Source organism: Hydrogenophaga sp. GW456-12-10-14-TSB4 (genome assembly GCF_059424305.1).
Window position 1 is genome coordinate 1 of sequence record NZ_JBWKZH010000039.1, and the last position, 23,043, is coordinate 23,043.

The following is a 23,043-nucleotide window of genomic DNA, read 5'->3' on the forward strand; positions in this document are numbered from 1 at the left end:
CACCCGCCCTGCCCACCAAGCCAGAGCGAAAAAATCACCCCTTGGCGCGACTGAGCATCAACTCGGTGTTCACCTTGCGATCCGCATTCACCTTCTGAACAGAGGGCCGCTCACCCAGCTTCTTCAGGTAGTCGCGCACCGGCAGATCGGCCAGGTAGTCACGCCCGTAGATGATCTTGGTTGCGCTGCTCACCAGCGGCAGGTGCACCGCCCCCGCACAATCGGCCAGCGTGAAGGTGTCGCCCGCGAGGTAGGGCGAAAACTTCGCCAGCTTGGCGAACGCTGCGATGTTCTTCTCCAACTGCGGACCGATCTTCTCTTTGGCCGAATCGCTCACCTTGCCGCCAAAGAACGCCTCCGGATACAGGTTGCGCGCCACCAGCTCCAGGTGCAGTTCCATGTAGCGCACCAGCTCGCGCACTTTCGCGGCGCCGAAAGCGTCGGACGGGATCAGCGGGTGCTGCGGGTAGGCCGACTCCAGGTAGTCCAGGATCACCGTGGACTCGGACATCGCACCGGCGTCCGTCTTGAGGTAGGGCACCTTGCCCAGCGGGCTGCAGGCCTTGTCGGTCTCGCCGACCCAGGCCAGCTCCTCATCAAAAGCCACGCCTTTTTCGAGCAGGGCAAGCTTGACCTTGTTGTAGTAATTGCTGGCCGCGAAGCCGCAGAGTGTGAGCATGTCAGTCTCCTGTAGGTGTTGGATGGCCGACCCCATCGTAGTCGCGGGGCATCCGGCCGCCCGTCCCGCAGTTGACGGACCCGGCTGATAAACTGCCCGCCCATGCGCCTCACCCGCACCACCCACCGATTCGCCGCCTGGCTGGCCATGCTCGCCATGCTGCTGGGCGCGCTCGCGCCCACCGTGGCGCAGGCGGTGGTGGCGGCCCAAGGCGGTCCCGGCTGGGTCCAGGTCTGCAGCGCCAGCGGCATGGTCTGGGTGCAGGCCGATGCCATCGACGGCGACAACGCCGTCGCCGATGTCGGCAAGTCCATGGCCGACGCCTCGCGCCACTGCCCCTGGTGCAGCCTGCATGGCGCGGTCGGCCTGCCGCCCGCCTCCGTTCACACCCCGCTGCTCGCGCCCAACGCCGAGCCTCCGCCCGAGCCGTTCCGCTCGGCCCTGCCCGCGCCACCCTGGCCCGCCGCGCAGTCGCGCGCCCCGCCCACGGCCTGACGCCCCCACCGGCCCGCGCCTGTCACCGCGCGGGCCGCACCGCCTTTTGTGCACCGAACCGCGCCGCCGCCCTGCGGCCCGGGCCGTGCGACCCCGATCAATTTTTCAATGGACATCTCCATGAAATCCCTGCTCCTCTCCACCCTGCTGGCCGTGACCGCCAGCGCCTGGGCGCAAGCGCCCGCTCCCGTCGACGTGAAAGACGCCTGGGTGCGCGCCACCGTCGCGCAACAGAAATCCACCGGCGCCTTCATGGCGCTCACCGCCAAGACCGACGCCCGCGTGGTCGAGGCCCGCTCGCCCATCGCCGGCGTCACCCAGATCCACGAAATGGCGCTGGACAAGGACGTGATGCGCATGCGCGAAGTCAAAGGCCTGGCCCTGCCCGCCGGCCAGACCATCGAGCTCAAGCCCGGTGGCTACCACGTGATGCTGCTGGACCTCAAAGGCCAGGTGAAGGCGGGTGACGTCGTGCCGCTGACCCTGGTGCTGGAAGACAAGGGCGGCCAGCGCAGCACGCTGGAAATCAAGGCCACGGCGCGCGCGCTGGGTGGCACCGTGGCCGCACCGGCCGCCGCCGGCGCCGACCACGGCGCGCACAAGCACTGAGGCGCCCACCATGGCGACCGTTGAACGCGCGTCCCCGGCGGACGCGGGGGCCAGGCTGCCCCGATTCCATGCCGTGGCCTGGCGCTGGCACTTCTACGCCGGCCTCTATGTCGTGCCTTTTCTCCTCATGCTGGCCCTGACCGGGCTGGTCATGGTGTTCTTCACCGGCTTCCAGACCCGCCTCGGGCCGGTGGTGACGGTGGAGGCGATGGACCGCGCGCCGCTGCCCGTCAGCGTGCAGGCGCAGGCCGTGCTCGAGCTGCGCGCCCAGGCCGCGCTGCGCGAGTACATCGCACCGGCCGCGCCCGAGCGCGCGAGCTGGTTCGTCGTCGCGCGCGACGGCGTCACCGAAGCGGTGGCGGTGGACCCCTACACCGCGCAGGTGCTGCAGCTGGTGGACAAGGACCGCACCTGGTTCGCCTGGGCCGAGAAGATCCACGGCACGCTGCTGCTGGGCGATGTGGGTGACCGCCTGATCGAGATCGCGGCCGGCCTGGCCATCGTGATGGTCGTCACCGGCTTCTACCTCTGGTGGCCGCGCGGGGGCACGCGCTGGGCGCAGGTGCTGCTGCCCGACCTGCGCCAGAAAGGGCGCCTGTGGTGGCGTTCGCTGCACGCCAGCGTGGGCTTCTGGCTCGGTGCGGTGCTGCTGGTGTTCCTGCTCACGGGGCTGTCCTGGACCGGTGTGTGGGGCGCGAAGTTCGCGCAGCCCTGGGGCAGTTTCCCCGCCGCCAAGTGGGACGCCGTGCCGCTGTCCGACGCCACGCACGCCACGCTCAACGCCGGGGGCACGCACGAGGTGCCCTGGGGCCTGGAGCAGACGCCGCTGCCGGCCTCGGGTTCGCAGGGCGGTGCGGTGGGCGTGCCCGCCGGCCAGCCGGTGAACCTGGACAGCGTGGCCGCGCTCGCGAAACAGCTCGGCTTCTCGGGCCAGCACCACATCCAGCTGCCGCAGACCGACACCGGCGTGTTCACCCTGTCCGCCGACACCATGAGCGGCGACCTGGGCCGCCCGACGCAGGACCGCACCGTGCACGTGGACCGCTACACCGGCCGCGTGCTGGCCGAGGCCGCCTACGCCGACTACCCGCTGCTGGCCAAGGCCATGGCGGTGGGCATCGCGCTGCACCAGGGCGACCTGGGGCTGTGGAACGCCGTGCTCAACGTGCTGTTCTGCCTGGCCATCGTGTTCCTGTGCGTCAGCGGCATCGTGATGTGGTGGAAGCGCCGGCCCAAGGGCAGCTGGCGCCTGGTGGCGCCGCCCGCGCCGCGCGACCCGTCGCTGTGGAAGGGCGGGGCGTTGGTGATGGTGGCGCTGGCGCTGGCCTTCCCGCTCAGCGGCGCGGTGCTGCTCGGCGTGCTGCTGCTGGACTGGCTGGTGGTCTCGCGCCTGCCGGCGCTGCGGACCGCGCTGGGCTGATCAGGCGCTCGGGGCCCGCACCACGCTCGGTGCGGGCGGCGAGCTGGCACCCGATCCGCGCTCGAAGGTGACCACGTGGTCCACCTCGGCGCGGATCCCGATCCACTCGCCCACCGCGTGGTTGTGGTGCGAGGGCACGTGCGTCATCAGCACCTCGCCGCTGGCCAGGCGCAGCGTGTAGAGGAACTCGGAGCCGCGAAACGCCTTGCGCAAAATCTGCGCTTTCACCGGCGCGTCGTCGTCGTGCACGATGTCGTCGGCGCGCAGCAGCACGTCGCACAGGCCGGCCTCGTAGGCCGAAGGCAGCGGACATTCCTCCACGTCGTGCAGCGGGCCCAGCGGCGTCTGCACCGAGACCTGGCCGCCTTCCATGCGGATCTGCGCCGGGGCGAACACGCCGTGGCCGATGAACTCCGCCACGAAGCGCGTGGCCGGGCGGTGGTAGAGCGCGTAGGCGTCGTCCCACTGGTGCAGGTGGCCTTCGTGCATCACGCCGATGACGTCACCGATGGCGAAGGCCTCCAGCTGGTCGTGCGTGACGAAGAGGGCGGTGGCGCCGGCGGCCTTCAGGATGCCGCGCACCTCGTGGGCCAGGCGCTCGCGCAGGTCCACGTCGAGGTTGGAGAACGGTTCGTCCAGCAGCAGCAGGCGCGGGCGCGGCGCCAGCGCGCGGGCCAGGGCCACGCGCTGCTGCTGCCCGCCCGAGAGTTCGTGCGGAAAGCGCGCCTGCATGCCGGCCAGGCCGACCAGCCGCAGCACCTCGTCCACGCGCGCCTCGCGCTCGGCGCGCGGCAGGCGGTCGATGCCGAAGGCGATGTTGCGGCCCACATCGAGGTGGGGGAAGAGGGCGTAGTCCTGGAACACCATGCCGATGCGGCGCTGCTCGGCCGGCATGTGATGCTGGCTGTCGCTCACGGTCTCGCCGTCGAGCGTGATGCTGCCGCTGCTGGCGCGCTCGAGGCCGGCGACCGCCCGCAGCAGGGTGGTCTTGCCGCAGCCCGAGGGGCCGATGAGCACCCCGATATCGCCTGCGCGCAGCCCCAGCGAGACACCATCGACGGCCGCGTGGGACTGGCCCGCATACCGCACGCCGAGTTGGGAAACGTTCAGGAACATAGGCGGTCCATTGTAGATAACTACAATTCTCATTTGTGTTGACGCGGGTCAATGGCCCTTTCCCTCCCGAAGACCTTGACCATGCTGCGTTGGTTGGCCCCCGCCCTGTTGATCCTGCTGGCACTGTTGCTGACGTTGCCGGTGCTCTCGCTGGGGTTCTCCTGGTTCGAGTTCGATGCCGTCGCGCGCGATGTGCTCTCGCAGATGGCGCAGACCGTGCTGCCCGACTACGCACTCACCACGCTGGTGCTCTGCGTGAGCGTGGCGATCGGGGTGGCGCTGGTGGGCATGGCCACGGCCAGCGCGGTCACGCTGTTCGACTTTCCGGGCCGGCGCTTTTTCGAGTGGGCGCTGCTGCTGCCGCTGGCCATGCCGGCCTATGTGGTGGCCTATGCCTACACCGACTTCCTGCAGTTCAGCGGCCCCTTGCAGGTGTGGATGCGCGATGCCTTCGGCCTGTCAGGGCGCCTGCTGCCCGAGGTGCGCAGCACGTCGGGCGCGGTCTGGGTGTTCACCTTCTCGCTCTACCCCTATGTCTACTTGCTGGCGCGCACCGCGCTGGCCGAACGCGCCGCCCAGCTCATGGAGGCCGCGCGCCTGCTGGGCGCCCCGCTGGCGCGACGCATCCGCGAAGTGGCGCTGCCGCTGGCGCGCCCGGCCGTGGCCGCGGGCGTGGCGCTCGCGCTCATGGAGACGCTGGCGGACTTCGGCGTCGCCAGCTACTTCGGCATCCAGACCTTCACGGCCGGGATCTACAAGGCCTGGCTCGCGATGGACAACCGCATGGCCGCGGCCCAGCTCGCCACCATGCTGCTGGCCCTGGTGGCCCTGCTCATGTGGCTCGAACACCGGGCCCAGCGGCGGCTGCGCTTTGCCACCTTGCGCGGCCAGCGCGCCGGCAGCGCCGAAGCCCAGCCCACGCGCCTGCACGGCGGCCGCGCCGTGTGCGCCGTGCTGGCCTGTGTGCTGCCCATCGCCTTCGGTTTCGTGCTGCCGGTGCTCTTCATGCTGCGCCCGCTCATCGGGGGCTGGGACGACCTGCCCTGGACCTCGTTCCTGCAATGGTCCCGCAACAGCGTGTGGCTGGCCGGCCTGACGGCCGCGCTGGCCACCGCGATCGCCCTGGCGCTGGCGTTCGCGCTGCGCGCGCGGCCGGGCCAGGTCACGCGCGGCGTGGGGCAACTGGTGAGCCTGGGCTATGCCGTGCCGGGCGCGGTGATCGTGGTCGGCCTGCTGCTGCCGGTGGGCTGGGTGCAGTCCGTGTGGCCCGAGGCCAGCGTGGGCTACTGGGTCACCGCCACCGTGCTCGGTATCGTGTGGGCCTACCTCGTGCGCTTCACCGCCGTGGCCCTGCAGTCGATGCAGAGCGGTTACGCCCGCATCCCCGCCAGCCTCGATGACTCGGCGCGCATGCTGGGCACCACCGGCCTGGGCCTGGCCGCTCGCGTGCACTGGCCGCTGCTCAAGCGCTCCACCGCCGCCGCCGCGCTGCTGGTGTTCGTGGACGTGATGAAGGAGCTGCCCGCCACCCTGGTGTTGCGGCCCTTCAACAGCGACACCCTGGCGGTGGTGGCCTACCAGCTGGCCCGCGACGAGCGCCTGGGCGAGGCGGCCCTGCCGGCGCTCACGCTGGTGCTGGTGGGCCTGGTGCCGGTGATCCTGCTGAGCCGCACGCTGAGACAGCGGTAAGCGGGTGTTGCAGCGGCTTGTGCCCGCGGGCCCTCGCTGCTTTAATGCGCCGATGTCTCAAACCCTTGCTGCCCTGAACGAGCGCCGCCAGCTGCTGGCCTTGGCCGGTGCCACTGCCCTGGTGGCCGGTTGCGCCCCCTTTTCCCGCCCGCTGCCGGGCCAGGCGCGCGCCAGCGAAGCCTACCGCCGCGAGGCCGCGAGCCACATCTACCGCAAGTACCCGGACCGCATCTACCGGGGCAAGCTGCCGCCCATGCTGTACGCCATCGGTGTGCTGGAGGTCGAGATCAGCCAGGGCGGGCGCGTGGGGGCCACGCGCTGGCTGCGCGGGCCCAGCCACGCGCCCGAGGTCATGGCCGAGATCGAACGCCTGGTGCGGGCCGCCGCGCCATTTCCCTCACCGCCCGGCTTCGGGCTTGTGCAGTACGTGGACACCTGGCTGTGGGACCGCAGCGGCCGCTTCCAGCTCGACGCCCTGACCGAAGGCCAGCTCTGACGGACGTCCTCAAGGCTTGGCCATCTCCCGCGGCCCGCCGTTGACGCCCCAGGGCGTGCCGAAGCGGTCGGTCACCATGCCGAAGGTGTCGGCCCAGAAGGTTTCGGACAGCGGCATGGTCACCTTGCCGCCGTCGGACAGGGCCTTGAAGACACGTTCGGCCTCGGCCACGGTGGGGAAGGTGATGGCCATCATGCAGCCCTGGATGCCGGTGAAGCTCATGCCGGGCGGCGTGTCGCCGGCCATGATGGCGAAGTCCGGGTGCACCAGATAGGCGTGCATGATGAGCTTGGCGCTCTCGGGCGGCACTGGTTCGCCGCCGGGCATGTCGGCATAGGTGATGAGGGCCTCGAGCTTGGCGTCGAACACCTTGGCATAGAACTGCATCGCCTCGGCACAGTTGCCGTTGTAGGACAGGTAGGCACAGAGTTGCGTGGACATGAACATCTCCTGAAGGGGTGGATGGAAAGAGAGCTTGCCACCTGACGACGAGCCAGGGGCGGCCGTTTCGACATCGGCCGATGCCGTTCGACGAGCGGCGGGCGCTACCATCGCTCTCCATGGCGCTGAACTGGGTCTGGGTCGGTTTCTTCACCGTGGCTTTCGCCACCGCTGTCGCGCGCTGGTTGCTGGGCGAGCAGGGCATCCTGCAGGCGCTGATGACAGCCATGTTCGACGGCGCGCGCTCGGGGTTCGAGATCTCGCTCGGCCTGGCCGGGGTGATGGCGCTGTGGCTGGGCCTCATGCGCGTGGGTGAGCGCGCCGGCATGATCGAGCTGCTTGCCCGCCTCGCCGGGCCGCTGCTGCGGCGCCTGTTTCCCGGCGTGCCGCAGGGCCACCCGGCGCAGGGCGCGATGACCATGAACATCTCGGCCAACCTGCTCGGCCTGGACAACGCGGCCACGCCGCTGGGCCTCAAGGCCATGCGCGAGCTGCAGACGCTCAACACCGAAGCACCGGGCACGGCGAGCAACGCGCAGATCATGTTCGTGGTGATGAACACCGCGGGCCTCACGCTCATCCCCACCTCGGTGATCGCCATCCGCCAGAGCGTGGCGCTCAAGCAGGGCCTGGGCGCGGGTTTCAACGCGGCCGACATCTTCCTGCCGGTTTTGCTCGTCACCTTCATCTCGCTGCTGGCCGGTGTGCTGGCGGTGGCGGTGTGCCAGCGCCTGCCGCTGTGGCGCGCGCGTTTCCTGCTGCCGGTGCTGGCGGTGGCCGGCCTGTTGGCGGCGGCCGTGACCGCGCTGGCCCGGCTGCCGGCGGAGCAGGCCGCGCGCGTGGCCGGCACCACGGGTGCGGCGGTGATCCTGAGCGTGGTGATGCTGTTCGTGCTGGCCGGAGCCTGGAAGCGCCTGAACGTGTACGACGCCTTCATCGAAGGCGCGAAGGAGGGCTTTGGTGTGGCGATCCAGATCGTGCCCTACCTCATCGCGATCCTGATCGCCATCGGGGTGTTCCGCGCGGCCGGCTGCATGGACTTCCTGCTCTCGGGCATCGGTGCCGCCGTGGCGGCGCTGGGCTGGAACACCGACTTCCTGCCGGCGCTGCCGGTGGGGCTGATGAAGGTGCTCTCCGGCGCGGGCGCGCGCGGGCTGATGATCGACGTGATGCAGACGCACGGCGTGGACTCGTTCGCCGGGCGCCTCGCGGCCATCGTGCAGGGTTCGACCGAAACCACCTTCTACGTGCTGGCGGTGTACTTCGGCAGCGTGGGTATCCGGCATGCGCGGCACGCGCTGGCGTGTGCGCTGTTCGCCGACGCGGTGGGGCTGGTGGCGGCGATCGGGGTGGGTTACGCCATGCTGCGCTGAACGTGTGAGCTGGCGCGAGGTCGATCGGATCGCGGGAAGCTTCAGGTGGCCTGGGGCGTGAAGCTGAGCGACAGGCCGTTCATGCAATAGCGCAGGCCGGTGGGCTTGGGCCCGTCGTCGAACACATGGCCCAGATGGCCTCCGCAGCGCCGGCAATGCACTTCGGTGCGAACCATGCCGAACGCCTTGTCCGTGCGCGTGCCCACGGCGTTGTCCAGCGGCTTCCAGAAACTGGGCCAGCCGGTGCCGCTGTCAAATTTGGTTTTGGACGAAAACAGCGGCAAGTCGCACCCCGCGCAAGCAAACGTGCCGACGCGGTGCTCCTTGTTGAGCGGGCTGCTGTAGGGCAGTTCGGTGTCCTCCTTGCGCAACACCGCGTACCGCTGCGGCGTCAGCCGTTGGCGCCACTCGGCGTCGCTGTAGCGGACTTCAAAGGTCTCGCCGGGGGCGGCGGCCCAGACCCAGAGCGGCCAGAGGCCGGCGGTGGTCAGGAGCAGGTGGCGTCGGGTGGTCATGGCATCGTCCTGTGAGAACCGAGGATGGCGACAGCTTAGGGCGCAGCGGTTCGAAAAATCCTCACAGAAACTTCAAATATCCGTGACAACTCCCGCTCGGGGTCGTCTTCATCTGGCACGCGGGGCCTGCGGATACCGGTCTGGTACCACCAACAGGAATCGAACCTGTATCTAGCGCTTAGGAGGCGCTCGTTCTATCCATTGAACTATGGCGGCGAAAAAGAGCCCGCATTGTACGGGGCGGGCTGCAGCCTGGACGCCCCCTCGCGGCGCTGCAGCTTGCCGCAGACCGGCACGTATTCGCCCAGGAAATCGAGAAAACTGCGCACCGCCGGCGAGAGGCCCCGGCGCGAGGGAAACACCGCGTGCACCACGCCCACCGGCGTGGACCAGTCGGGCAGCAGGCGCACCAGCTGGCCGCTGCGCAGTTCGTCCTCGCACATGTAGTCGGGCAGCCAGCACATGCCGCTGCCGCCGAGCACGGCGAGCTTGAGGGTGAGCAGGTCGTCGGCGATGTAGCGCGGGGTGAACTGCAGCACGGCCTCGCGCCCCTCGGGGCTGGTCAGGCGGATGCTGGTCTTGCCTTCGGTGGCGGACATGGCCACGCTGTCGAGCCGGCTGGCTTCCTCCAGCGTGGTGGGGGTGCCCTGGCGCGCCAGCAGCGCCGGGCTGGCCACCAGCACCGAGCGCGCGTCGTCCAGGCGCTTGACGATCAGGCTGCCGCTTTCCTCCAGCGTGAGGCGCACGCGCAGCGCCACGTCCACGCCGTCCTTCACGAGATCGACCACGCGGTTGTTGACCTCCATTTCCACACGCACCTGCGGGTGCCGCGCGAGGTAGATCGGCATCACGCCACCCAGCACGGTCTGCGCCAGCGTGACGGGGCAGACCACGCGGATGGTGCCGCGCGGCTCGGTCTGGGCGTGGGCCACGGCGTCGGCGGCGGCCTGGGCCGATTCGCGCAGGGCCTGGCAGTGGCGCAGGTAGGTTTCGCCCACGTCGGTCAGAGAGAGTTTTCGCGTGGTGCGCTGCAACAGGCGCACGCCCAACTGCGCCTCCAGCCCGGCGATGCGGCGCGACAGGCGCGATTTGGGCAAGCCCAATGCCCGGCCGGCCGCCGCGAAGCCGCCGTGCTCCACCACTTCGGCGAACAGGATCATGTCGTTCAGGTCTTGCATGGTGTTTTTCGTTGATTGTCCTGATTATGGAACGATATGTCGTGAAGTTGCCGACTTATCAAGTATTGGTGTGGAAATCACAATCTATCCATGGCCACCTGGCGTGGCTGTCACCTTTCAGGAGATTTCCATGCAACTGCTTCACATCGATTCCGCGATCACCGGCGACCAGTCGGTTTCCCGTCAACTGACCGCCCAGACCGTGGCGGCGTGGGTGGCCGCCCACCCCGGCACGGCGGTGCAGCACCTGGACCTGGCGGCCAACGCGCCCGCCCACCTGAGCGCCGACGCGCTGGGCTTTCGCACCGGCCAGGCGGCTGCCACCGAAGCGCAGCGCCAGGAGAACGCCGTCTCTGAAGCGCTGGTGAGCCAGTTCCTGGCAGCCGACGTGGTGGTGATCGGTGCCCCTCTGTACAACTTCACCATTCCGACCCAGCTCAAGGCCTGGATCGACCGCGTGGCCCAGGGCGGCCGCACTTTCAAGTACACCGAGCAGGGCCCCGTGGGCCTGGCGGGCGGCAAGACGGTGATCGTGGTGCTGAGCCGCGGCGGCGTGTACTCCACCAGCGAAGGTGGCCGCGCCATGGAACACCAGGAAACCTACCTGCAGACGGTGCTGGGCTTCTTCGGCATCACCGACGTGCGCTTCGTGCGCGCCGAGGGGGTGGGCATGGGCCCGGACGCCAAGGCCCAGGGCCTGGCGACGGCCGAGAGCGAGATCCGCGCGCACGTGGCGGAAGCCGCCAACCAGCCGGCGGTGGCCAAGGTCGCCTGACGTTCAGTCGAACGCCGTGGTGAAGATGAGGTCGATGGCGTTTTCTTCACCCGCTCGCGCACGCACCGTCACGCGGCGCGAGAGGTCGTAGAACATCGAGACCGTGCCCATGGCCCCGGCCAGGCTGGCCTCGTAGGTCAGGTACAGCTTGTTGGACAGGCGCTTGCCCAGCGTGAGCGCGGCCGCCGAGGTGGTGCCGTCGGCGTTCGTGGCGGCGCCGGCGAAGGACAGCTCGTCCAGGCCGAAGGCGCTGGCCAGCCCGCCGTCGAGGTTGCTGCCGTTGCGCGAGAGCAGGGCCAGCGCGGCCTGTTGCAGCACGGCGGCTTCGGCGCCCGCGCCGCTGGCCGGGCGGCCGAGCACCAGCCAGGCGAGCTTCTCGCTGTCGGGCAGTTCGGGGTCGGAGAACAGGCGCACGCGCGGCGCCTGCGCCGAGCCGCTGATGAGCACACCCACGCGTTGCGTGGTGTTGGGGCGCACGGCGGAGATGTCCAGCGTGGGGTTGTCGTACGGCCCGTTGAAGCGCAGCAGACCGGTTTCGATGTTGAGCCGCTGGCCGTAGGCGCGGTAGGTGCCGCGCACCGTGCGCACCTCGCCGAGCACGCGCGGTGCGGGTGAGGTCGGCGTGCTGCGCACGTTGAGCTGGCCCGTCAGGTAGGTTTGCAGGCCCTGGCCGCGCACCTCGAAGTTGTTGCCCAGGTCCAGGTCCACCAGCACATCGGGTTGCACGCGGAAGGCGTTGGGGTCTTCCAATGGCCGCTCGGTGCCGCGCACCACCACGTCCGAACCCAGGCTGGGGGTGGACTCGTCGGGCAGCACGAAGCGCGCCTCGTCGGCGGTGAGCTGGCCGCGCAGCTGCAAAGCGGTGCCGGCGAGTTCGGCCTGCAGTTGGCCGGAGAGCGTGAGCATGCGGTCGGCGCGGGTGGACACGCGCAGCTTCGTCGCCGTGGCCTGCAGGCCGATGTAGGGCTGGCGGCGCGGCTGGCCATTCACCGTGACGGTGCGCCACTCGGTGCTGCCGGTGGCCAGCAGCGTGCCGCCGTTCTGCGCGCCGCCCAGGCCTTGCAGGTAGAAACGCTCGATGGTGATGCGCTCGCCCGCGAGCGTGGCGCGCAACTGGCCACGCGAGAAGGCGATGCCGTTGACCAGAGAGCGCAGGGCCAGGTCGTCGGCGTTGAGCGAGCCGTTGAGCAGGGGCTTGTCGCGCGTGCCGCCGAGGGTGAGGTCGGTCCCCAGGGAGCCGCGCACGCGCCAGCCAGGCGGCGCCAGCGCGGACCAGACGCCCACCTGCGGCAGGCTGGCCTTGATGGTGCCGCGCAAGGGCGCCTGCTCGGCCCAGTACCAGGCGGTGTGGGCGGCATCGGGCGCGCTCAGCGTGGTGCCCAGGTCGGCGCTGGCCTGGCCCAGGCGCTCGCTGTCCCAGCGCAGGCGGGCCAGCACGTTGCTGCCCTGCGTCTCCAGGTTCAGCTCCGCTTCGCGGATGCCGGTCTGCAGCCGCTGGGTGGACGCGGTGTTCTCGTCGAAGGCGCCGTCGGTCTGCACCGACAGGTCGCCGCTGCGCCGCTTGAGCTGGGCGGACAGACGAGGTGGTGCGCCGGCGTCGGCGGGCAAGCTGAGGTCCCACGCGCCGTCGAACACCAGGTCGCCGCCCAGGCCGGACTCGCTCAGCGGGCCGTGGCGCGAGCCTTCGGGGGTGGCGAGGGCGTCCACCCAGGACAGGGGGAGGTTGCTGAGCTGGCCGCGCGTGTCGAGCGCGCCAGCGCGCCAGGTGATGCGTTCCCAGGCCAGTGTCATGGGCGTGGTGACGGTGGGGGTGGCCGCCGCCGCGGCCGTGGCGGCGGGCGACACGGCCACGACGGGGCCGGGCGCGGCCCGGCGGCGGAACACCGGCTGCAGCCGCAGCTGGCCGGGGTCGGCCTGCAGCTGCAGTGTGTCGCCGCGCGCCCCCTGCCATTGCACGCCCAGCGCGGCGGCGCTCTCCAGCGTCCATTCCACCGTGCGGTCGGGGCGCGCGCTGTCGGTGGCCTGCAGTTTCAACCGGCTGAGGTCCAGGCGGCCGGTGTCGATGTCGGGCTGGCGCGCGCTGCCCAGTTGCAGCATGCCTTGCGTGCCCAGCGAGACGCGCCAAGGGCCTTGTTCGGCCTGGCCGGCCAGATCGAGCGCCAGGCGCTCGGGTGGGCCGCTGGCCTGCAGCTGGATCGCGCTGAGGAGGATGTTCTGCGTCGCGGTCGGCTTGTCGGCCAGGCCGGTGGCCACCTCGCGCGCGATGCGCAGGCGCGGCGCGTCCAGCCGGAGCTGCAGGCGGGGCGGCGCGGCCGGGCCGGTGCCGCGGGCCGGCGAGGGGTAGCCGAGCACGCCCAGGCCGCCTTGCCAGCTGGCGTTGAGCCGCGCGCTGCCTTCGGCCTGCAGGCCCGGCTGGCCTTCCAGGGCGGCGCGCAGCGGCGGGCCCACGACGGGCAGGGTCTGCAGGCTGCGCACCCAGCCCAGCACGCGGCCGGCGTTGTCCAGGTTCAGGTCGAGGTCGCCATTGCCCTGGGCGTGGGCGGTCTTGCCTTTCCAGCGGGCTTGCGCGCCGGGCAGCTGCAGGGAAACCTGGCCGTCGAAGCTGCGCGCCAGGGTGTCGAGCGTGCCCTGGCCGTCGAGCGTGGCGTCGGCCATGTCCAGGTGGGCCTGGCGCAGTTCGAGCACGCCTTGCGCGGCGTTGTCGGCGCTGGGGCGCCAGCGGCCTTTCACGTCGAGTTCGCGCAGCCGCAGACCGGCCAGGGCGCCGCCCCGGGGCTGCGCGCCCGAGGGCTGGAGGCGGGCGTTGAGGTCGATGGCGGTGTCCACCGTGCGCGCCGTGAGGGTGCCGTCCAGCGCGGCGGGCGCGATGCTGCTCCAGAGCTGGGCCGGGTTGATGCGGCGCGCCTGGATCTCGCCCTGCCACTGGCCCAGTGGCGAGGCCTGCGCGCCGCTGGCGGGTTCCCACTGGCCCTGGCCTTGCACGCGGCCGCCGCCGAGTTGCGCGTCCAGCTGGGTCAGCGTCCAGCGGGCGCCGCGTTGTTCGAGGGCGGCTTCGATGCGGTCGAGCGGCAGGCGCTGCCGGTCGGCCGGCCCGCTGGCCGCGTTGGCCAGCCGCAGCTCGGCGCGCCAGGCCTCGCCCGCCGGCTGGGCCTTCACCGTGCCGCTGAGCAGCGTCACCGGTGCCTGCGGCCAGAAGGCGGCGAGGTCGATCCGGGCCATGGTGGCGTCGGCGGTTTCGATCGGCTGCGGCCACCAGGGGCGCAGGCGCGCCTGGGCGTCCAGCGTGGGGGCCTGGGCCGGGTCGATCCCGCCGGTGGCCTGGATGCTGGCGCTCGCGTCGAGCGCAGCGTCGGTGGTGGCGAGGGTGCCGGTGAGTTTGGCGATGGCCTGCAGCGTCACGGCTTCGCCGCCGGGCACGGTGGTGCGCACCTCGCCGCCGGCCTCCACCCGCAGCGGCATCGGGGCTTGCGCGCCCAGCACGGCCTTGGCCTGGTAGCGGCCGCCGGCGACCTCCACGCTGTCCAGATCGAACTGGTGTGCGTCGGCCACCCCGAGGTTCCAGGCCCGGTCGGCTGTGCGGTAGCGGTACTGGCCCTTCAGGCCGCTGAAGCGCAGGGGTGTTGCACCGGCCAGTTCCAGTTCGCCGATCGACCAGGGCAGCGTGACCGGCAGGGGCAGGGTGATGGGCTGCAGGGGCTCGGGCGGGGCCGACGGCGTGGGTGGGCGCTGGTCGTCGATGCGCAGGCGGCCAATGTCGAGCTGCGACAGGCGCACGCCCCGACCCAGCACGGCGTCGGCCCAGAACCAGCTGCTCAGGCCGATGCGCGTGTCGCTGGCCTGCACGGTCAGGCCGTCGCGCGCCCACTGCAACTGCGCGATCTGGCCGCCGCGCAGCAGGCTGCCCTGCACACCGTTGACCTCCAGGGTGCCGGCCTGCGGTCCCTGTCGCGCCATGAAGGATTGTCCCCAGCCGATGGCCTGGGCCAGCGAGCCGGGCGAAGCGGCCCACAGGCCGGCGCCGAGCAGGAGCAACAGCACCAGGGCCGCCAGGCCGCCGAACACCCAGCGCACCACGCGGCCGAGGCGCGACGGCGGCGGGGCGATGCGGTCGGGGCTGTCGTCGCTGCTCATGCGCGGTTCAGAACGTGAAGCCCACGTTGAGGTGGATGCGGAAACGCCGGGTCTCCAGGCCGTAGGCCAGGTCCAGCTGCAGCGGGCCGACCGGGCTGTTGTAGCGGATGCCGGTGCCCACGCCCCAGACCGGCTTGAGGTCGCCGGCCTTGTTGGCGATGGCGCCGCCGTCGATGAAGAGCACGTTCTCCCAGTTGGAGCGCTGGTCGTCGTTCCAGATCGGGCGCTGCCATTCCAGGCTCACGACCCCCTTGTAGCGGCCCGGGCCGATGCTGCCGTCGGCGCGCGGCACGCCGATGTCGCGCAGGCCGTAGCCGCGCACGGTGTTGTCGCCGCCGGTCATGAAGAGCTGGGTGTCGGGGATCGGGGCCGATTCGCGCGCCACCACGGCACCGCCTTCCACGCGCAGGGCCAGCCGGCCGAGCTGGGTGCGCCGCGAGGGCGTGCTCAGGTCGCGCGGCTGGCCGGGCACCGGGTCGGCAGCCAGGGCGATCGCGCCCAGCGGCCAGTAGGTGAGCCAGCGCGCCTGTGTGCGCGTGAACGGCAGGCGGGTGCTGCCCAGGGTGTAGCCCACCCCCAGCTCCACCGCGAGACCGTAGCCTCGGTTGGGAAACACCTGGTCGTCGAAGCGGCGCCGGGTCCACGCGTAGTTGGCGCTGATGGACGACTTGGCTTCCTCCTGCGCGGCGGCCGACAGCAGGCTGCTTTTCACGTGGGCGCGGTCGTACTGCAGGTAGAAGCTGCGGTCGTATTCGACGCCGAGCTGCGTCTGGCCCACGCGCAGGCGCTGGCTGCTGGTGGTGGTGAAGTCGTCGAGCTGTTTCGCCAACTGTGCGCCGGCAATCTTGCGCCAGCCGTCGTTGTTCGGGATCGAGCTCCACTCGGTGCTGGCGAGCTGGTCGTCCCGTTCCAGCTGCAGCTTGCTCACCGCGCGCCAGCCGATGCCGGGCACGCTGTTGTGCGTGTGCTCCAGCGACAGGCGCGCGCCGTTGTCGGTGCTGCCGCCGATGCCGATCACCACCTTCTGCCGCTTGCTCTCGCGCAGTTGCACCATCACCGGCAGGGTCTGGCCGTCGGTCGAGGGTTCGGCGTAGACGAACACGGAGTCGTAATAACCGCTCTCGGCAATGCGGCGCTGCGCGTCCTGCAGCTTGTCGAGGTCGTAGTCGCTGCCCGGGGTGAGGCCGGTCAGGCGCACCAGGCGCTCGGCCGTGACGGCGTCGTAGCGCTCGGCGCCTTGCACCACGACCTCGCCCATGCGCATGGCCTGGCCCGAGTCCAGCTCGATGTAGAGCCGGGCCTGGTGGGTCTGGGCGTCGATGTCGGCCAGGCTGTTCTGGATCCGGCCCAGCGGGTAGCGCTGGGCGATCAGCCGCCGCAGCGCGGCGGTCTTGGTGCGGTCCCAGTCGGCCTGGGAGAAGGGCAGGCCGGCGATCAGGTCCACCTCGCGCTGGATGTCGGCGCGCTGGGCTTCGGCCTCGGGTGCGCTGGCGATGTCGCCCACGAAGGACACGGTGGTCGAGGCCACCTGCGTGAGCGGGCCGGGGTCGACCCGGACCGTGATCGTGCCCAGCGACCCGGCATGGGCCGCGCGCTCTTCGTTGCGGGTGGCGGCGGCCGCCTCGCCGAGCCCCGGGGGCGGAATCACCTCGACGGTGGGCGAGAAATGGCCGAGCGTGGCCAGCAATTCGCGCACATTGGCCGGAGCCAGCGCGAGCAGGCGGCCGAGTTCGTTGGCATCGAGGCTGCGCAACTCGCGGTAGCGCTGCACCTCCATGTGGCGCAGCAGGAAGTCGCGCATGGCCTTGTCGGGCCCCTGCATGTCGATCTCGAAGCGCGCCCCGGCCGGCTGGCGCGGCTCGCTCGGGGCGCGGGGTACGTCGGCATCGCTGTCCGCGTCGTCCTGCGGCGCGGCGCGCGGGGCGCCCGCCGCCGGCGCCTGGGCACGCGCGGTGAGCGGCCCGAGCACGGTCGCGCAAAGCAATAGAGACCAGGCCCAGCGAGCAAGGCCGGGGAAGGAACGGTTCATTCGGCAGTTATTTCGAGAGCAGGCGCATCGTGTCTTCAAGCCCCTTCAAGGTCAGCGGGTACATGCGCTGGCCCATCAGTTGCTGAATCACGCTGATGCTCTGTCGATACTGCCACACCCCTTGGGGTTCCGGGTTGATCCACGCAAACTTCGGAAACGCGTGCGTGAGGCGCTGCAGCCACTCGGCGCCGGCCTCCTCGTTGTTGTATTCCACGCTGCCGCCGGGTTGCAATATTTCGTAAGGACTCATCGTGGCGTCGCCCACGAAGATCAGTTTGTAGTCCTTGTTGTACTTGCGGATGATGTCCCAGGTCGGAAACTTCTCCGCGTAGCGGCGGCGGTTGTTCTTCCACATGAAGTCGTAGACGCAGTTGTGGAAGTAGTAGAACTCCAGGTGCTTGAACTCGCTCTTGACCGCCGAGAACAGCTCCTCCACGCGCTGGATGTGCTCGTCCATGGTGCCGCCCACGTCCATGAGCAGCAGCACCTTCACGTTGTTGTGCCGCTCCGGAATCATCTTGATGTCCAGGTAGCCGGCGTTGGCGGCGGTGGCGCGGATGGTGTCGGGCAGGTCGAGTTCGAGGTCGTTGCCCTCGCGCGCGAACTTGCGCAGGCGGCGCAGGGCGACCTTGATGTTGCGCGTGCCGAGCTCCTGCGTGTCGTCGTAATCGCGGTAGCTGCGCTGCTCCCACACCTTCACGGCGCTCTTGTTGCCGCCCTTGCCGCCGATGCGCACGCCCTGCGGGTTCTGCCCGCTGTTGCCGAACGGCGAGGTGCCGCCGGTGCCGATCCATTTGCTGCCGCCTTCGTGGCGTTCCTTCTGCTCTTCCAGGCGCTTGCGCAGCGTCTCCATGAGCTCGTCCCAATCCATCTTGGGCGCGTTGGCCTTCTGCTCTTCGGAGAGGATGCGCTCCATCTCCTGGCGCAGCCAGTCGGCCGGGATCGGCTTGGTGAAGTCCGCGATCATTTCCACGCCCTTGAAGTAGGCGGCGAAGGCGCGGTCGAACTTGTCGTAGTGCTTCTCGTCCTTCACCAGCGCGGTGCGCGCCAGGAAGTAGAAGTCGTCCATGGAGCAGGCCTCGGGGTTGCGCGGCCCCACCACGTCGGCCTGCAGGGCCTCCAGCAGCGTCAGGTACTCCTTGACGGAGACCGGCAGCTTGGCCGAGCGCAGGGTGTAGAAGAAGTCGATCAGCATGGCGATCTCCCGGGTTCGTCAGGCGTGCAGGGCCTGCAGGTACAGCAGCTGGGCTTTCGCCTCGGGCCATTCGCCCGCCCGCAGGCTGTACATCACCGTGTCGCGGATGGTGCCGTCGCGGCGCAGGGCGTGGCCGCGGATGACGCCGTCCTTTTTCGCGCCCAGCCGCTCGATCGCGCGCTGCGAGGCGAAGTTGTAGTTGTCGGTGCGCCAGCCCACCACGTGGCAGCCCAGCGCGTCAAAGGCGTGGCCCATCATGAGCAGCTTGCAGGTCGTGTTCACATGGGTGCGCTGCACGCTCCGGGCGTACCAGGTGTAGCCGATTTCCACCCGCTTCACCGCCGGCAGGATGTCGTGGTAGCTGGTGCTGCCCAGCACCCGGCCGCTGGCCTCGTCGGTCACGGCGAAGGCGAAACGGTGGCCCTCGGTGCGCATCTGCAGGGCGGTCTCGATGTAGGCGCGCGTCTGATCGGGCTCGGGCACCGAGGTGATGCGCAGCTTCCAGAGCTCGCCGTCGGCGGCGGCCGCTTTCAGCCCCTGCTCGTGGTCGAGCGCGAGCGGCACCAGGGCAATGCCGTTGGCGCGCAGGGTGAGGGGTTCGACGAAGGCCATGGCGCGGGGATCAGGAAGAGGGCGGCTGAGGCGGCGTGATCAGGCGCCGCGCCACCAGTTTGCCGACGCCGCAACCCAGCGCGATCAGGGCCAGGCCGGCCATCTCGCGCCAGCCGGAGGCGTCGGGCGCGGCGAAGAAGTCCAGGCCCAGCTGCTTGCCCAGGGCCCAGCCGGCCAGGGAGCCGATGACGAAGCCGGACGCGTCGGCCAGGCCTTCCTTGAATGCGTGGCGGGTCTGCTTGTCCATGGCGGGCTCAGCGGTTGCGCTGGTTCATGAACACCAGCTTCTCAAAAAGCGTGGTGTCCTGCTCGTTCTTGAGCAGCGCGCCCACCAGCGGCGGCACGCTGACCTTGCTGTCGGCGCTCTGCAGCGCTTCGAGCGGAATGTCCTCGGCCATCAGCAGCTTGAGCCAGTCCAGCAGCTCGGAGGTGCTGGGCTTCTTCTTCAGGCCGGGCAGGTTGCGCACGTCGTAGAAGGTCTTCATGGCCGCGGCCAGCAGTTCCTTCTTGAGCTTGGGGAAGTGCACGTCCACGATGCGCTGCATGGTCTCGGCGTCGGGGAACTTGATGTAGTGGAAGAAGCAGCGGCGCAGGAAGGCGTCGGGCAGTTCCTTCTCGTTGTTGGAGGTGATGAACACCAGCGGGCGGTGCTTGGCGCGGATCATCTCGTGGGTCTCGTAGCAGTAGAACTCCATGCGGTCGAGTTCGCGCAGCAGGTCGTTGGGGAACTCGATGTCGGCCTTGTCGATTTCGTCGATCAGCAGCGCCACCGGCTCCTCCGCCGTGAAGGCCTGCCAGAGCACGCCCTTGACGATGTAGTTGTGGATGTCCTTCACGCGCTCGTCGCCCAGCTGCGAATCGCGCAGGCGGCTCACCGCGTCGTACTCGTACAGGCCCTGCTGCGCCTTGGTGGTGCTCTTGATGTGCCACTGCAGCAGCGGCATCTTGAGCGCCCCGGCCACTTCCTCGGCGAGCATGGTCTTGCCGGTGCCGGGCTCGCCCTTGACGAGCAGCGGGCGCTTGAGCGTGATGGCGGCGTTCACCGCCAGCATCAGGTCTTGCGTGGCGACGTAATTCTCGGAACCTTGGAATTTCATGAAAAAGCGCCTTGTGCGAAGGTTGGCAGGGGTGTGGCCGGGGCTGGGGACCAGTCTATATAATCAGGGGTTGATTTTCTCAGCCGGTTCCATTCATTGTGCTTGCAAAATGATTCCAATGTTGTCCACGATCGCCCGCACCCTTGTCGCCGTTGCGACGTTCTCCGTCGCACTCGCTGCCCAGGCCCAGGGCGTCACGGGTGATGTGCAAGCCGGCCACAAGAAGGCCGAGATGTGCATCGGTTGCCACGGCATCGTGGGCTACCAGAACAGCTTCCCCGAAATCCACAAGGTGCCGAAGATCTCGGGCCAGTCGGACAAGTACATCGTCGCCGCGCTGCACGCCTACAAGAAGGGCGACCGCAAGCACCCGACCATGCGCGGTATCGCGGGTTCCCTGAGCGATCAGGACATGGCCGACCTGGGCGCCTACTACGCGTCGCAGGCCGACAAGGCGGCGCCCGAAGCCCCCCGCACCGCCAGCACCGCGGCCGCGGCGCTGATCGAGAAGGGCGCCTGCGCTTCCTGCCACGGCGCCAACTTCAGCAAGCCGATCGACCCGAGCTACCCCAAGATCGGCGGCCAGCACGCCGACTACCTGTTCGTCGCGCTCAAGTCCTACACGGTCGAAGGCAACGGCGTGATCGGCCGCTCCAACGGCATCATGGCCGGCATCGCCAAGCAGTACACCCCGGCCGAAATGCGCGAGATCGCCAAGTACCTGTCCACGGTGGACGGCGAGCTCAAGGTCGTGCCGCAGTCGCGCTTCCGCTGATCCGGCGCCACCCCGACAAAAAAGCCGCTCATCGAGCGGCTTTTTTTGTGCTCAGTCGCGGGTCGCGCGGCGCCGCACGGCGTCGATGTAGGCCTGTCCGTCGGGCGGGCGGCCGGCCCGCTGGCTTTCCCAGAGCATGGTGCCCAGGCACTCCATCACCTCGTGGTGCGCGGTGTGCAGGTCGCCGCGCCGCGCGGCCAGCAGCTCCACCGCCTGGCGGATGCCCGGGGGCTGGTCGATGCTGCATTGCTCGCTGATCGACAGGTGCATGGACAGGTGCAGGAACGGGTTGTCGCGACCGCTGTCGGGTTCGCCCAGGCGGGCCAGGGCCGCGTCCACGTCGGCCAGTTCGGCGTGGTATTCGTTGTGCTCGGCGATCCATTGGCTGGCCAGGGTTTCGATGGCCTCCATGGGTTGTTGCAGCAACTGTTTCTGGTGGACGGCGCAGAAGAAACGCCGCACATCGGCTTGGGATGGGCTGAACATGGTTCGGGCATTTTCCCCCATGCCGCGCACCCCTGCGCCCGGCTTGGGTACAGTCTCGGGTTGACCTGAGGAGAACACACATGACCCAAGCCTTCATCTGCGACGCAATTCGCACCCCCTTCGGCCGCTACGGCGGTGCTCTGTCCAGCGTGCGCGCCGACGACCTGGGCGCGATCCCGCTCAAGGCGCTGATGCAGCGCAACCCTGGCGTGGACTGGGCCGCCGTGACCGACATCCTCTTCGGCTGCGCCAACCAGGCCGGCGAAGACAACCGCAACGTCGCGCGCATGGCCGGCCTGCTCGCGGGCCTGCCGCTGGAGCTGCCCGGCGCCACCATCAACCGCCTGTGCGGCTCCGGCCTGGACGCCGTGGGCTCGGCCGCGCGCGCCATCAAGGCCGGCGAGGCCGGCCTCATGATCGCCGGCGGCGTGGAGAGCATGAGCCGCGCGCCCTTCGTCATGCCCAAGGCCGAGAGCGCCTTCAGCCGCAACAACGCCGTGTACGACACCACCATCGGCTGGCGCTTCGTCAACAAGCTCATGAAGGCCCAGTACGGTGTGGACTCCATGCCCGAGACGGCGGAGAACGTGGCGACCGATTACAAGATCGAGCGCGAGGCGCAGGACCGCATGGCGCTCTCGAGCCAGCTCAAGGCCGTGGCCGCGCAGAAGGCGGGCCACCTGGCGCGCGAGATCACGCCGGTGACCATCGCGCAGAAGAAGGGCGATCCGCTGGTGGTGGACAAGGACGAGCACCCGCGCGAGACCAGCCTGGAAGCGCTGGCCAAGTTGAAGGGCGTGGTGCGCCCCGACGGCACGGTGACGGCGGGCAACGCCAGCGGCGTGAACGACGGGGCCTGCGCGCTGCTGCTGGCCGACGAGGCCTCGGCGGCGAAGCACGGTCTCACGCCCAAGGCGCGCATCGTGGGCATGGCCACGGCCGGGGTGGCGCCGCGCGTGATGGGCATCGGCCCGGCGCCGGCGACCGAGAAGGTGCTGGCGCTCACCGGTCTGAAGCTCGAGCAGCTGGACGTGATCGAGTTGAACGAGGCCTTTGCGGCGCAGGGCCTGGCGGTGCTGCGCATGCTGGGTCTGAAAGACGACGACGAGCGCGTGAACGCCTGGGGCGGCGCGATCGCACTGGGCCACCCGCTGGGCGCCAGTGGCGCGCGGCTGGCGACCACGGCGGTCAACCGCCTGCACGCCACCGGTGGCCGCTACGCGCTGTGCACCATGTGCATCGGTGTGGGCCAGGGCATCGCCCTGGTGATCGAACGGGTCTGATCAGAGCTTCCAGGCCGGGAGCTGCCAGTTGCGCCAGAGGGCGAGGCCGCGCAGGCCGGCCGTGAACACCACGCAGGCCACCAGGGCGATCCAGCCCGGGGCCTCGATCTGCCACAGCCCCACGTAGAGCCAGCCACCGGCGAAGGCGCAGAGCGCGTAAGGCCGGTGGTCCTTGAAGGCGGTGGGGATCTCGTTGCAGACCACGTCGCGCAACACACCGCCGAACACCCCGGTGATCAGGCCCATGAGCACGGCCACCAGCGCCGGCATGTCCAGCAGCAGGGCCTGGTGCACGCCGGTGGCGGTGAACAGGCCCAGGCCCAACGCGTCGGGCCACTGGATGGCCCGTTCGGTGAGTTGCATGTGGCGTCCGCGCAGGAACGCCATGGCGAGCACGCACAGACCGAGCACGCCCCAGAGCAGCTCGACGTGGCTCACCCAGAAGAACGGGCGCTGGTCGAGCAGCAGGTCGCGCAGGGTACCGCCGCCGAAGGCGGCCAGGAAGCCCACCACCGCCACGCCCACGGCGTCCAGCCGCATGCGCGCGCCCATGAGGATGCCGGAGAGCGCAAAGGCCACCGTGGCCGCCAGCTCGACCAGCAGGCGCAGGGTTTCGCCCCAGAACTGAATGTTGTGCATGCGCCGATTC

The 23,043-nt window shown here is 69.9% G+C and carries 22 protein-coding genes and 1 tRNA gene; 9 read left to right on the forward strand and 14 right to left on the reverse strand.

The genetic code is table 11. The features are described 5' to 3' along the window. Positions 1–34: 34 nt before the first annotated feature. On the reverse strand, positions 35–679 hold the full coding sequence (locus AC07ZS_RS18450) for a glutathione S-transferase (RefSeq protein ID WP_494799984.1): 645 nt from the start codon (positions 677–679) through the stop codon (positions 35–37). A gap of 102 nt (positions 680–781) precedes the next feature. Here AC07ZS_RS18450 and AC07ZS_RS18455 point away from each other — a divergent pair, with 102 nt between their 5' ends. The 3 genes from AC07ZS_RS18455 (at position 782) to AC07ZS_RS18465 (ending at position 3,203) form a co-directional block, all read left to right on the forward strand. Beyond that, a complete protein-coding gene (locus AC07ZS_RS18455) occupies positions 782–1,174 on the forward strand; it encodes a DUF2946 domain-containing protein (protein WP_494799985.1) in 393 nt (130 codons plus the stop codon). Positions 1,175–1,294: 120 nt separating this feature from the next. Beyond that, a complete protein-coding gene (locus AC07ZS_RS18460; RefSeq protein WP_494799986.1) occupies positions 1,295–1,783 on the forward strand; it encodes a copper chaperone PCu(A)C in 489 nt (162 codons plus the stop codon). A 10-nt stretch (positions 1,784–1,793) separates the two neighbouring features. Continuing rightward, positions 1,794–3,203 (forward strand): PepSY-associated TM helix domain-containing protein, encoded by a 1,410-nt coding sequence (locus tag AC07ZS_RS18465; RefSeq protein ID WP_494799987.1) that lies wholly within the window; start codon positions 1,794–1,796, stop codon positions 3,201–3,203. On the opposite strand, the gene AC07ZS_RS18470 is transcribed toward AC07ZS_RS18465, so the two are convergent. After that, on the reverse strand, positions 3,204–4,319 hold the full coding sequence (locus tag AC07ZS_RS18470; RefSeq protein WP_494799988.1) for an ABC transporter ATP-binding protein: 1,116 nt from the start codon (positions 4,317–4,319) through the stop codon (positions 3,204–3,206). It lies immediately after the preceding gene. A gap of 81 nt (positions 4,320–4,400) precedes the next feature. On the opposite strand from AC07ZS_RS18470, the gene AC07ZS_RS18475 reads away from it, so the two are divergent. Both AC07ZS_RS18475 and AC07ZS_RS18480 read left to right on the forward strand, forming a co-directional pair. Continuing rightward, complete coding sequence (locus AC07ZS_RS18475; RefSeq protein ID WP_494799989.1) at positions 4,401–6,008, forward strand: ABC transporter permease; 1,608 nt, start codon at positions 4,401–4,403, stop codon at positions 6,006–6,008. Between the two features lie 52 nt (positions 6,009–6,060). Continuing rightward, positions 6,061–6,504 carry a twin-arginine translocation signal domain-containing protein gene (locus tag AC07ZS_RS18480; RefSeq protein ID WP_494799990.1) on the forward strand — a complete coding sequence of 148 codons (444 nt, stop codon included), beginning with the start codon at positions 6,061–6,063 and terminating at the stop codon, positions 6,502–6,504. A 9-nt stretch (positions 6,505–6,513) separates the two neighbouring features. Here the strand turns inward: AC07ZS_RS18480 and AC07ZS_RS18485 are convergent, their stop codons facing one another. Further along, positions 6,514–6,945, reverse strand: coding sequence for a VOC family protein (locus AC07ZS_RS18485; protein ID WP_494799991.1), 432 nt, complete (start codon positions 6,943–6,945; stop codon positions 6,514–6,516). Between the two features lie 119 nt (positions 6,946–7,064). Between AC07ZS_RS18485 and AC07ZS_RS18490 the strand changes: the two genes are divergently transcribed. Beyond that, positions 7,065–8,318: a nucleoside recognition domain-containing protein gene (locus AC07ZS_RS18490; protein WP_494799992.1), complete on the forward strand. Its 1,254-nt coding sequence runs from the start codon at positions 7,065–7,067 to the stop codon at positions 8,316–8,318. Between the two features lie 41 nt (positions 8,319–8,359). Here AC07ZS_RS18490 and msrB read toward each other — a convergent pair whose 3' ends face one another. The 3 genes from msrB to AC07ZS_RS18505 form a co-directional block, all read right to left on the reverse strand. Further along, positions 8,360–8,833 carry a peptide-methionine (R)-S-oxide reductase MsrB gene (gene msrB, locus AC07ZS_RS18495; protein ID WP_494799993.1) on the reverse strand — a complete coding sequence of 158 codons (474 nt, stop codon included), beginning with the start codon at positions 8,831–8,833 and terminating at the stop codon, positions 8,360–8,362. 141 nt (positions 8,834–8,974) lie between these two features. Next, a tRNA-Arg gene (locus AC07ZS_RS18500) sits at positions 8,975–9,049 on the reverse strand. Then, the gene (locus AC07ZS_RS18505; RefSeq protein WP_494799994.1) at positions 9,040–10,011 is read right to left on the reverse strand and encodes a LysR substrate-binding domain-containing protein; all 972 of its coding nucleotides are present in this window, start codon (positions 10,009–10,011) and stop codon (positions 9,040–9,042) included. The genes AC07ZS_RS18500 and AC07ZS_RS18505 overlap by 10 nt, the downstream gene beginning before the upstream one ends. 130 nt (positions 10,012–10,141) lie before the next feature. Here AC07ZS_RS18505 and AC07ZS_RS18510 point away from each other — a divergent pair, with 130 nt between their 5' ends. Continuing rightward, on the forward strand, positions 10,142–10,786 hold the full coding sequence (locus AC07ZS_RS18510) for an FMN-dependent NADH-azoreductase (RefSeq protein ID WP_494799995.1): 645 nt from the start codon (positions 10,142–10,144) through the stop codon (positions 10,784–10,786). A gap of 3 nt (positions 10,787–10,789) precedes the next feature. On the opposite strand, the gene AC07ZS_RS18515 is transcribed toward AC07ZS_RS18510, so the two are convergent. From AC07ZS_RS18515 to AC07ZS_RS18540, 6 genes are read right to left on the reverse strand one after another with little or no spacing between them, the layout of a single operon-like run. Continuing rightward, positions 10,790–14,917, reverse strand: coding sequence for a translocation/assembly module TamB domain-containing protein (locus tag AC07ZS_RS18515; RefSeq protein WP_494799996.1), 4,128 nt, complete (start codon positions 14,915–14,917; stop codon positions 10,790–10,792). A gap of 7 nt (positions 14,918–14,924) precedes the next feature. Beyond that, entirely contained in the window at positions 14,925–16,946 is a 2,022-nt protein-coding gene (locus tag AC07ZS_RS18520; RefSeq protein ID WP_494799997.1) for an autotransporter assembly complex protein TamA, read from the reverse strand. 7 nt (positions 16,947–16,953) lie between these two features. Beyond that, positions 16,954–18,141, reverse strand: a complete 1,188-nt coding sequence (locus AC07ZS_RS18525) for a vWA domain-containing protein (RefSeq protein ID WP_494799998.1) — start codon at positions 18,139–18,141, stop codon at positions 16,954–16,956. A gap of 18 nt (positions 18,142–18,159) precedes the next feature. Beyond that, positions 18,160–18,753, reverse strand: coding sequence for a GNAT family N-acetyltransferase (locus AC07ZS_RS18530; protein ID WP_494799999.1), 594 nt, complete (start codon positions 18,751–18,753; stop codon positions 18,160–18,162). 10 nt (positions 18,754–18,763) lie between these two features. Beyond that, on the reverse strand, positions 18,764–19,000 hold the full coding sequence (locus tag AC07ZS_RS18535) for a hypothetical protein (protein WP_494800000.1): 237 nt from the start codon (positions 18,998–19,000) through the stop codon (positions 18,764–18,766). A gap of 7 nt (positions 19,001–19,007) precedes the next feature. Next, the gene (locus AC07ZS_RS18540) at positions 19,008–19,850 is read right to left on the reverse strand and encodes an AAA family ATPase (protein ID WP_494800001.1); all 843 of its coding nucleotides are present in this window, start codon (positions 19,848–19,850) and stop codon (positions 19,008–19,010) included. 118 nt (positions 19,851–19,968) lie between these two features. Here AC07ZS_RS18540 and AC07ZS_RS18545 point away from each other — a divergent pair, with 118 nt between their 5' ends. Continuing rightward, entirely contained in the window at positions 19,969–20,625 is a 657-nt protein-coding gene (locus AC07ZS_RS18545) for a c-type cytochrome (protein ID WP_494800002.1), read from the forward strand. 51 nt (positions 20,626–20,676) lie between these two features. Here the strand turns inward: AC07ZS_RS18545 and AC07ZS_RS18550 are convergent, their stop codons facing one another. Next, positions 20,677–21,111, reverse strand: coding sequence for a DUF1841 family protein (locus AC07ZS_RS18550; protein ID WP_494800003.1), 435 nt, complete (start codon positions 21,109–21,111; stop codon positions 20,677–20,679). An 80-nt stretch (positions 21,112–21,191) separates the two neighbouring features. On the opposite strand from AC07ZS_RS18550, the gene pcaF reads away from it, so the two are divergent. Then, positions 21,192–22,394: a 3-oxoadipyl-CoA thiolase gene (gene pcaF / locus AC07ZS_RS18555; RefSeq protein ID WP_494800004.1), complete on the forward strand. Its 1,203-nt coding sequence runs from the start codon at positions 21,192–21,194 to the stop codon at positions 22,392–22,394. Here pcaF and AC07ZS_RS18560 read toward each other — a convergent pair whose 3' ends face one another. Further along, entirely contained in the window at positions 22,395–23,033 is a 639-nt protein-coding gene (locus tag AC07ZS_RS18560; RefSeq protein ID WP_494800005.1) for a trimeric intracellular cation channel family protein, read from the reverse strand. It abuts the gene before it with no gap. Between the last annotated feature and the right edge of the window lie 10 nt (positions 23,034–23,043).

Coding starts and splice junctions, on each gene's coding strand:
- AC07ZS_RS18475 (WP_494799989.1), top strand. CDS start 4,401: ATGCTGCGTTGGTTGGCCCCCGCCCTGTTGATCCTGCTGGCACTGTTG.
- AC07ZS_RS18550 (WP_494800003.1), bottom strand. CDS start 21,111: ATGTTCAGCCCATCCCAAGCCGATGTGCGGCGTTTCTTCTGCGCCGTC.
- AC07ZS_RS18545 (WP_494800002.1), top strand. CDS start 19,969: ATGTTGTCCACGATCGCCCGCACCCTTGTCGCCGTTGCGACGTTCTCC.
- AC07ZS_RS18485 (WP_494799991.1), bottom strand. CDS start 6,945: ATGTCCACGCAACTCTGTGCCTACCTGTCCTACAACGGCAACTGTGCC.
- AC07ZS_RS18520 (WP_494799997.1), bottom strand. CDS start 16,946: ATGAACCGTTCCTTCCCCGGCCTTGCTCGCTGGGCCTGGTCTCTATTG.
- AC07ZS_RS18535 (WP_494800000.1), bottom strand. CDS start 19,000: ATGGACAAGCAGACCCGCCACGCATTCAAGGAAGGCCTGGCCGACGCG.
- pcaF (WP_494800004.1), top strand. CDS start 21,192: ATGACCCAAGCCTTCATCTGCGACGCAATTCGCACCCCCTTCGGCCGC.
- AC07ZS_RS18540 (WP_494800001.1), bottom strand. CDS start 19,850: ATGAAATTCCAAGGTTCCGAGAATTACGTCGCCACGCAAGACCTGATG.
- AC07ZS_RS18460 (WP_494799986.1), top strand. CDS start 1,295: ATGAAATCCCTGCTCCTCTCCACCCTGCTGGCCGTGACCGCCAGCGCC.
- AC07ZS_RS18515 (WP_494799996.1), bottom strand. CDS start 14,917: ATGAGCAGCGACGACAGCCCCGACCGCATCGCCCCGCCGCCGTCGCGC.
- AC07ZS_RS18525 (WP_494799998.1), bottom strand. CDS start 18,141: ATGCTGATCGACTTCTTCTACACCCTGCGCTCGGCCAAGCTGCCGGTC.
- AC07ZS_RS18455 (WP_494799985.1), top strand. CDS start 782: ATGCGCCTCACCCGCACCACCCACCGATTCGCCGCCTGGCTGGCCATG.
- AC07ZS_RS18490 (WP_494799992.1), top strand. CDS start 7,065: ATGGCGCTGAACTGGGTCTGGGTCGGTTTCTTCACCGTGGCTTTCGCC.
- AC07ZS_RS18510 (WP_494799995.1), top strand. CDS start 10,142: ATGCAACTGCTTCACATCGATTCCGCGATCACCGGCGACCAGTCGGTT.
- AC07ZS_RS18480 (WP_494799990.1), top strand. CDS start 6,061: ATGTCTCAAACCCTTGCTGCCCTGAACGAGCGCCGCCAGCTGCTGGCC.
- AC07ZS_RS18530 (WP_494799999.1), bottom strand. CDS start 18,753: ATGGCCTTCGTCGAACCCCTCACCCTGCGCGCCAACGGCATTGCCCTG.
- AC07ZS_RS18465 (WP_494799987.1), top strand. CDS start 1,794: ATGGCGACCGTTGAACGCGCGTCCCCGGCGGACGCGGGGGCCAGGCTG.
- AC07ZS_RS18560 (WP_494800005.1), bottom strand. CDS start 23,033: ATGCACAACATTCAGTTCTGGGGCGAAACCCTGCGCCTGCTGGTCGAG.
- AC07ZS_RS18450 (WP_494799984.1), bottom strand. CDS start 679: ATGCTCACACTCTGCGGCTTCGCGGCCAGCAATTACTACAACAAGGTC.
- msrB (WP_494799993.1), bottom strand. CDS start 8,833: ATGACCACCCGACGCCACCTGCTCCTGACCACCGCCGGCCTCTGGCCG.
- AC07ZS_RS18505 (WP_494799994.1), bottom strand. CDS start 10,011: ATGCAAGACCTGAACGACATGATCCTGTTCGCCGAAGTGGTGGAGCAC.
- AC07ZS_RS18470 (WP_494799988.1), bottom strand. CDS start 4,319: ATGTTCCTGAACGTTTCCCAACTCGGCGTGCGGTATGCGGGCCAGTCC.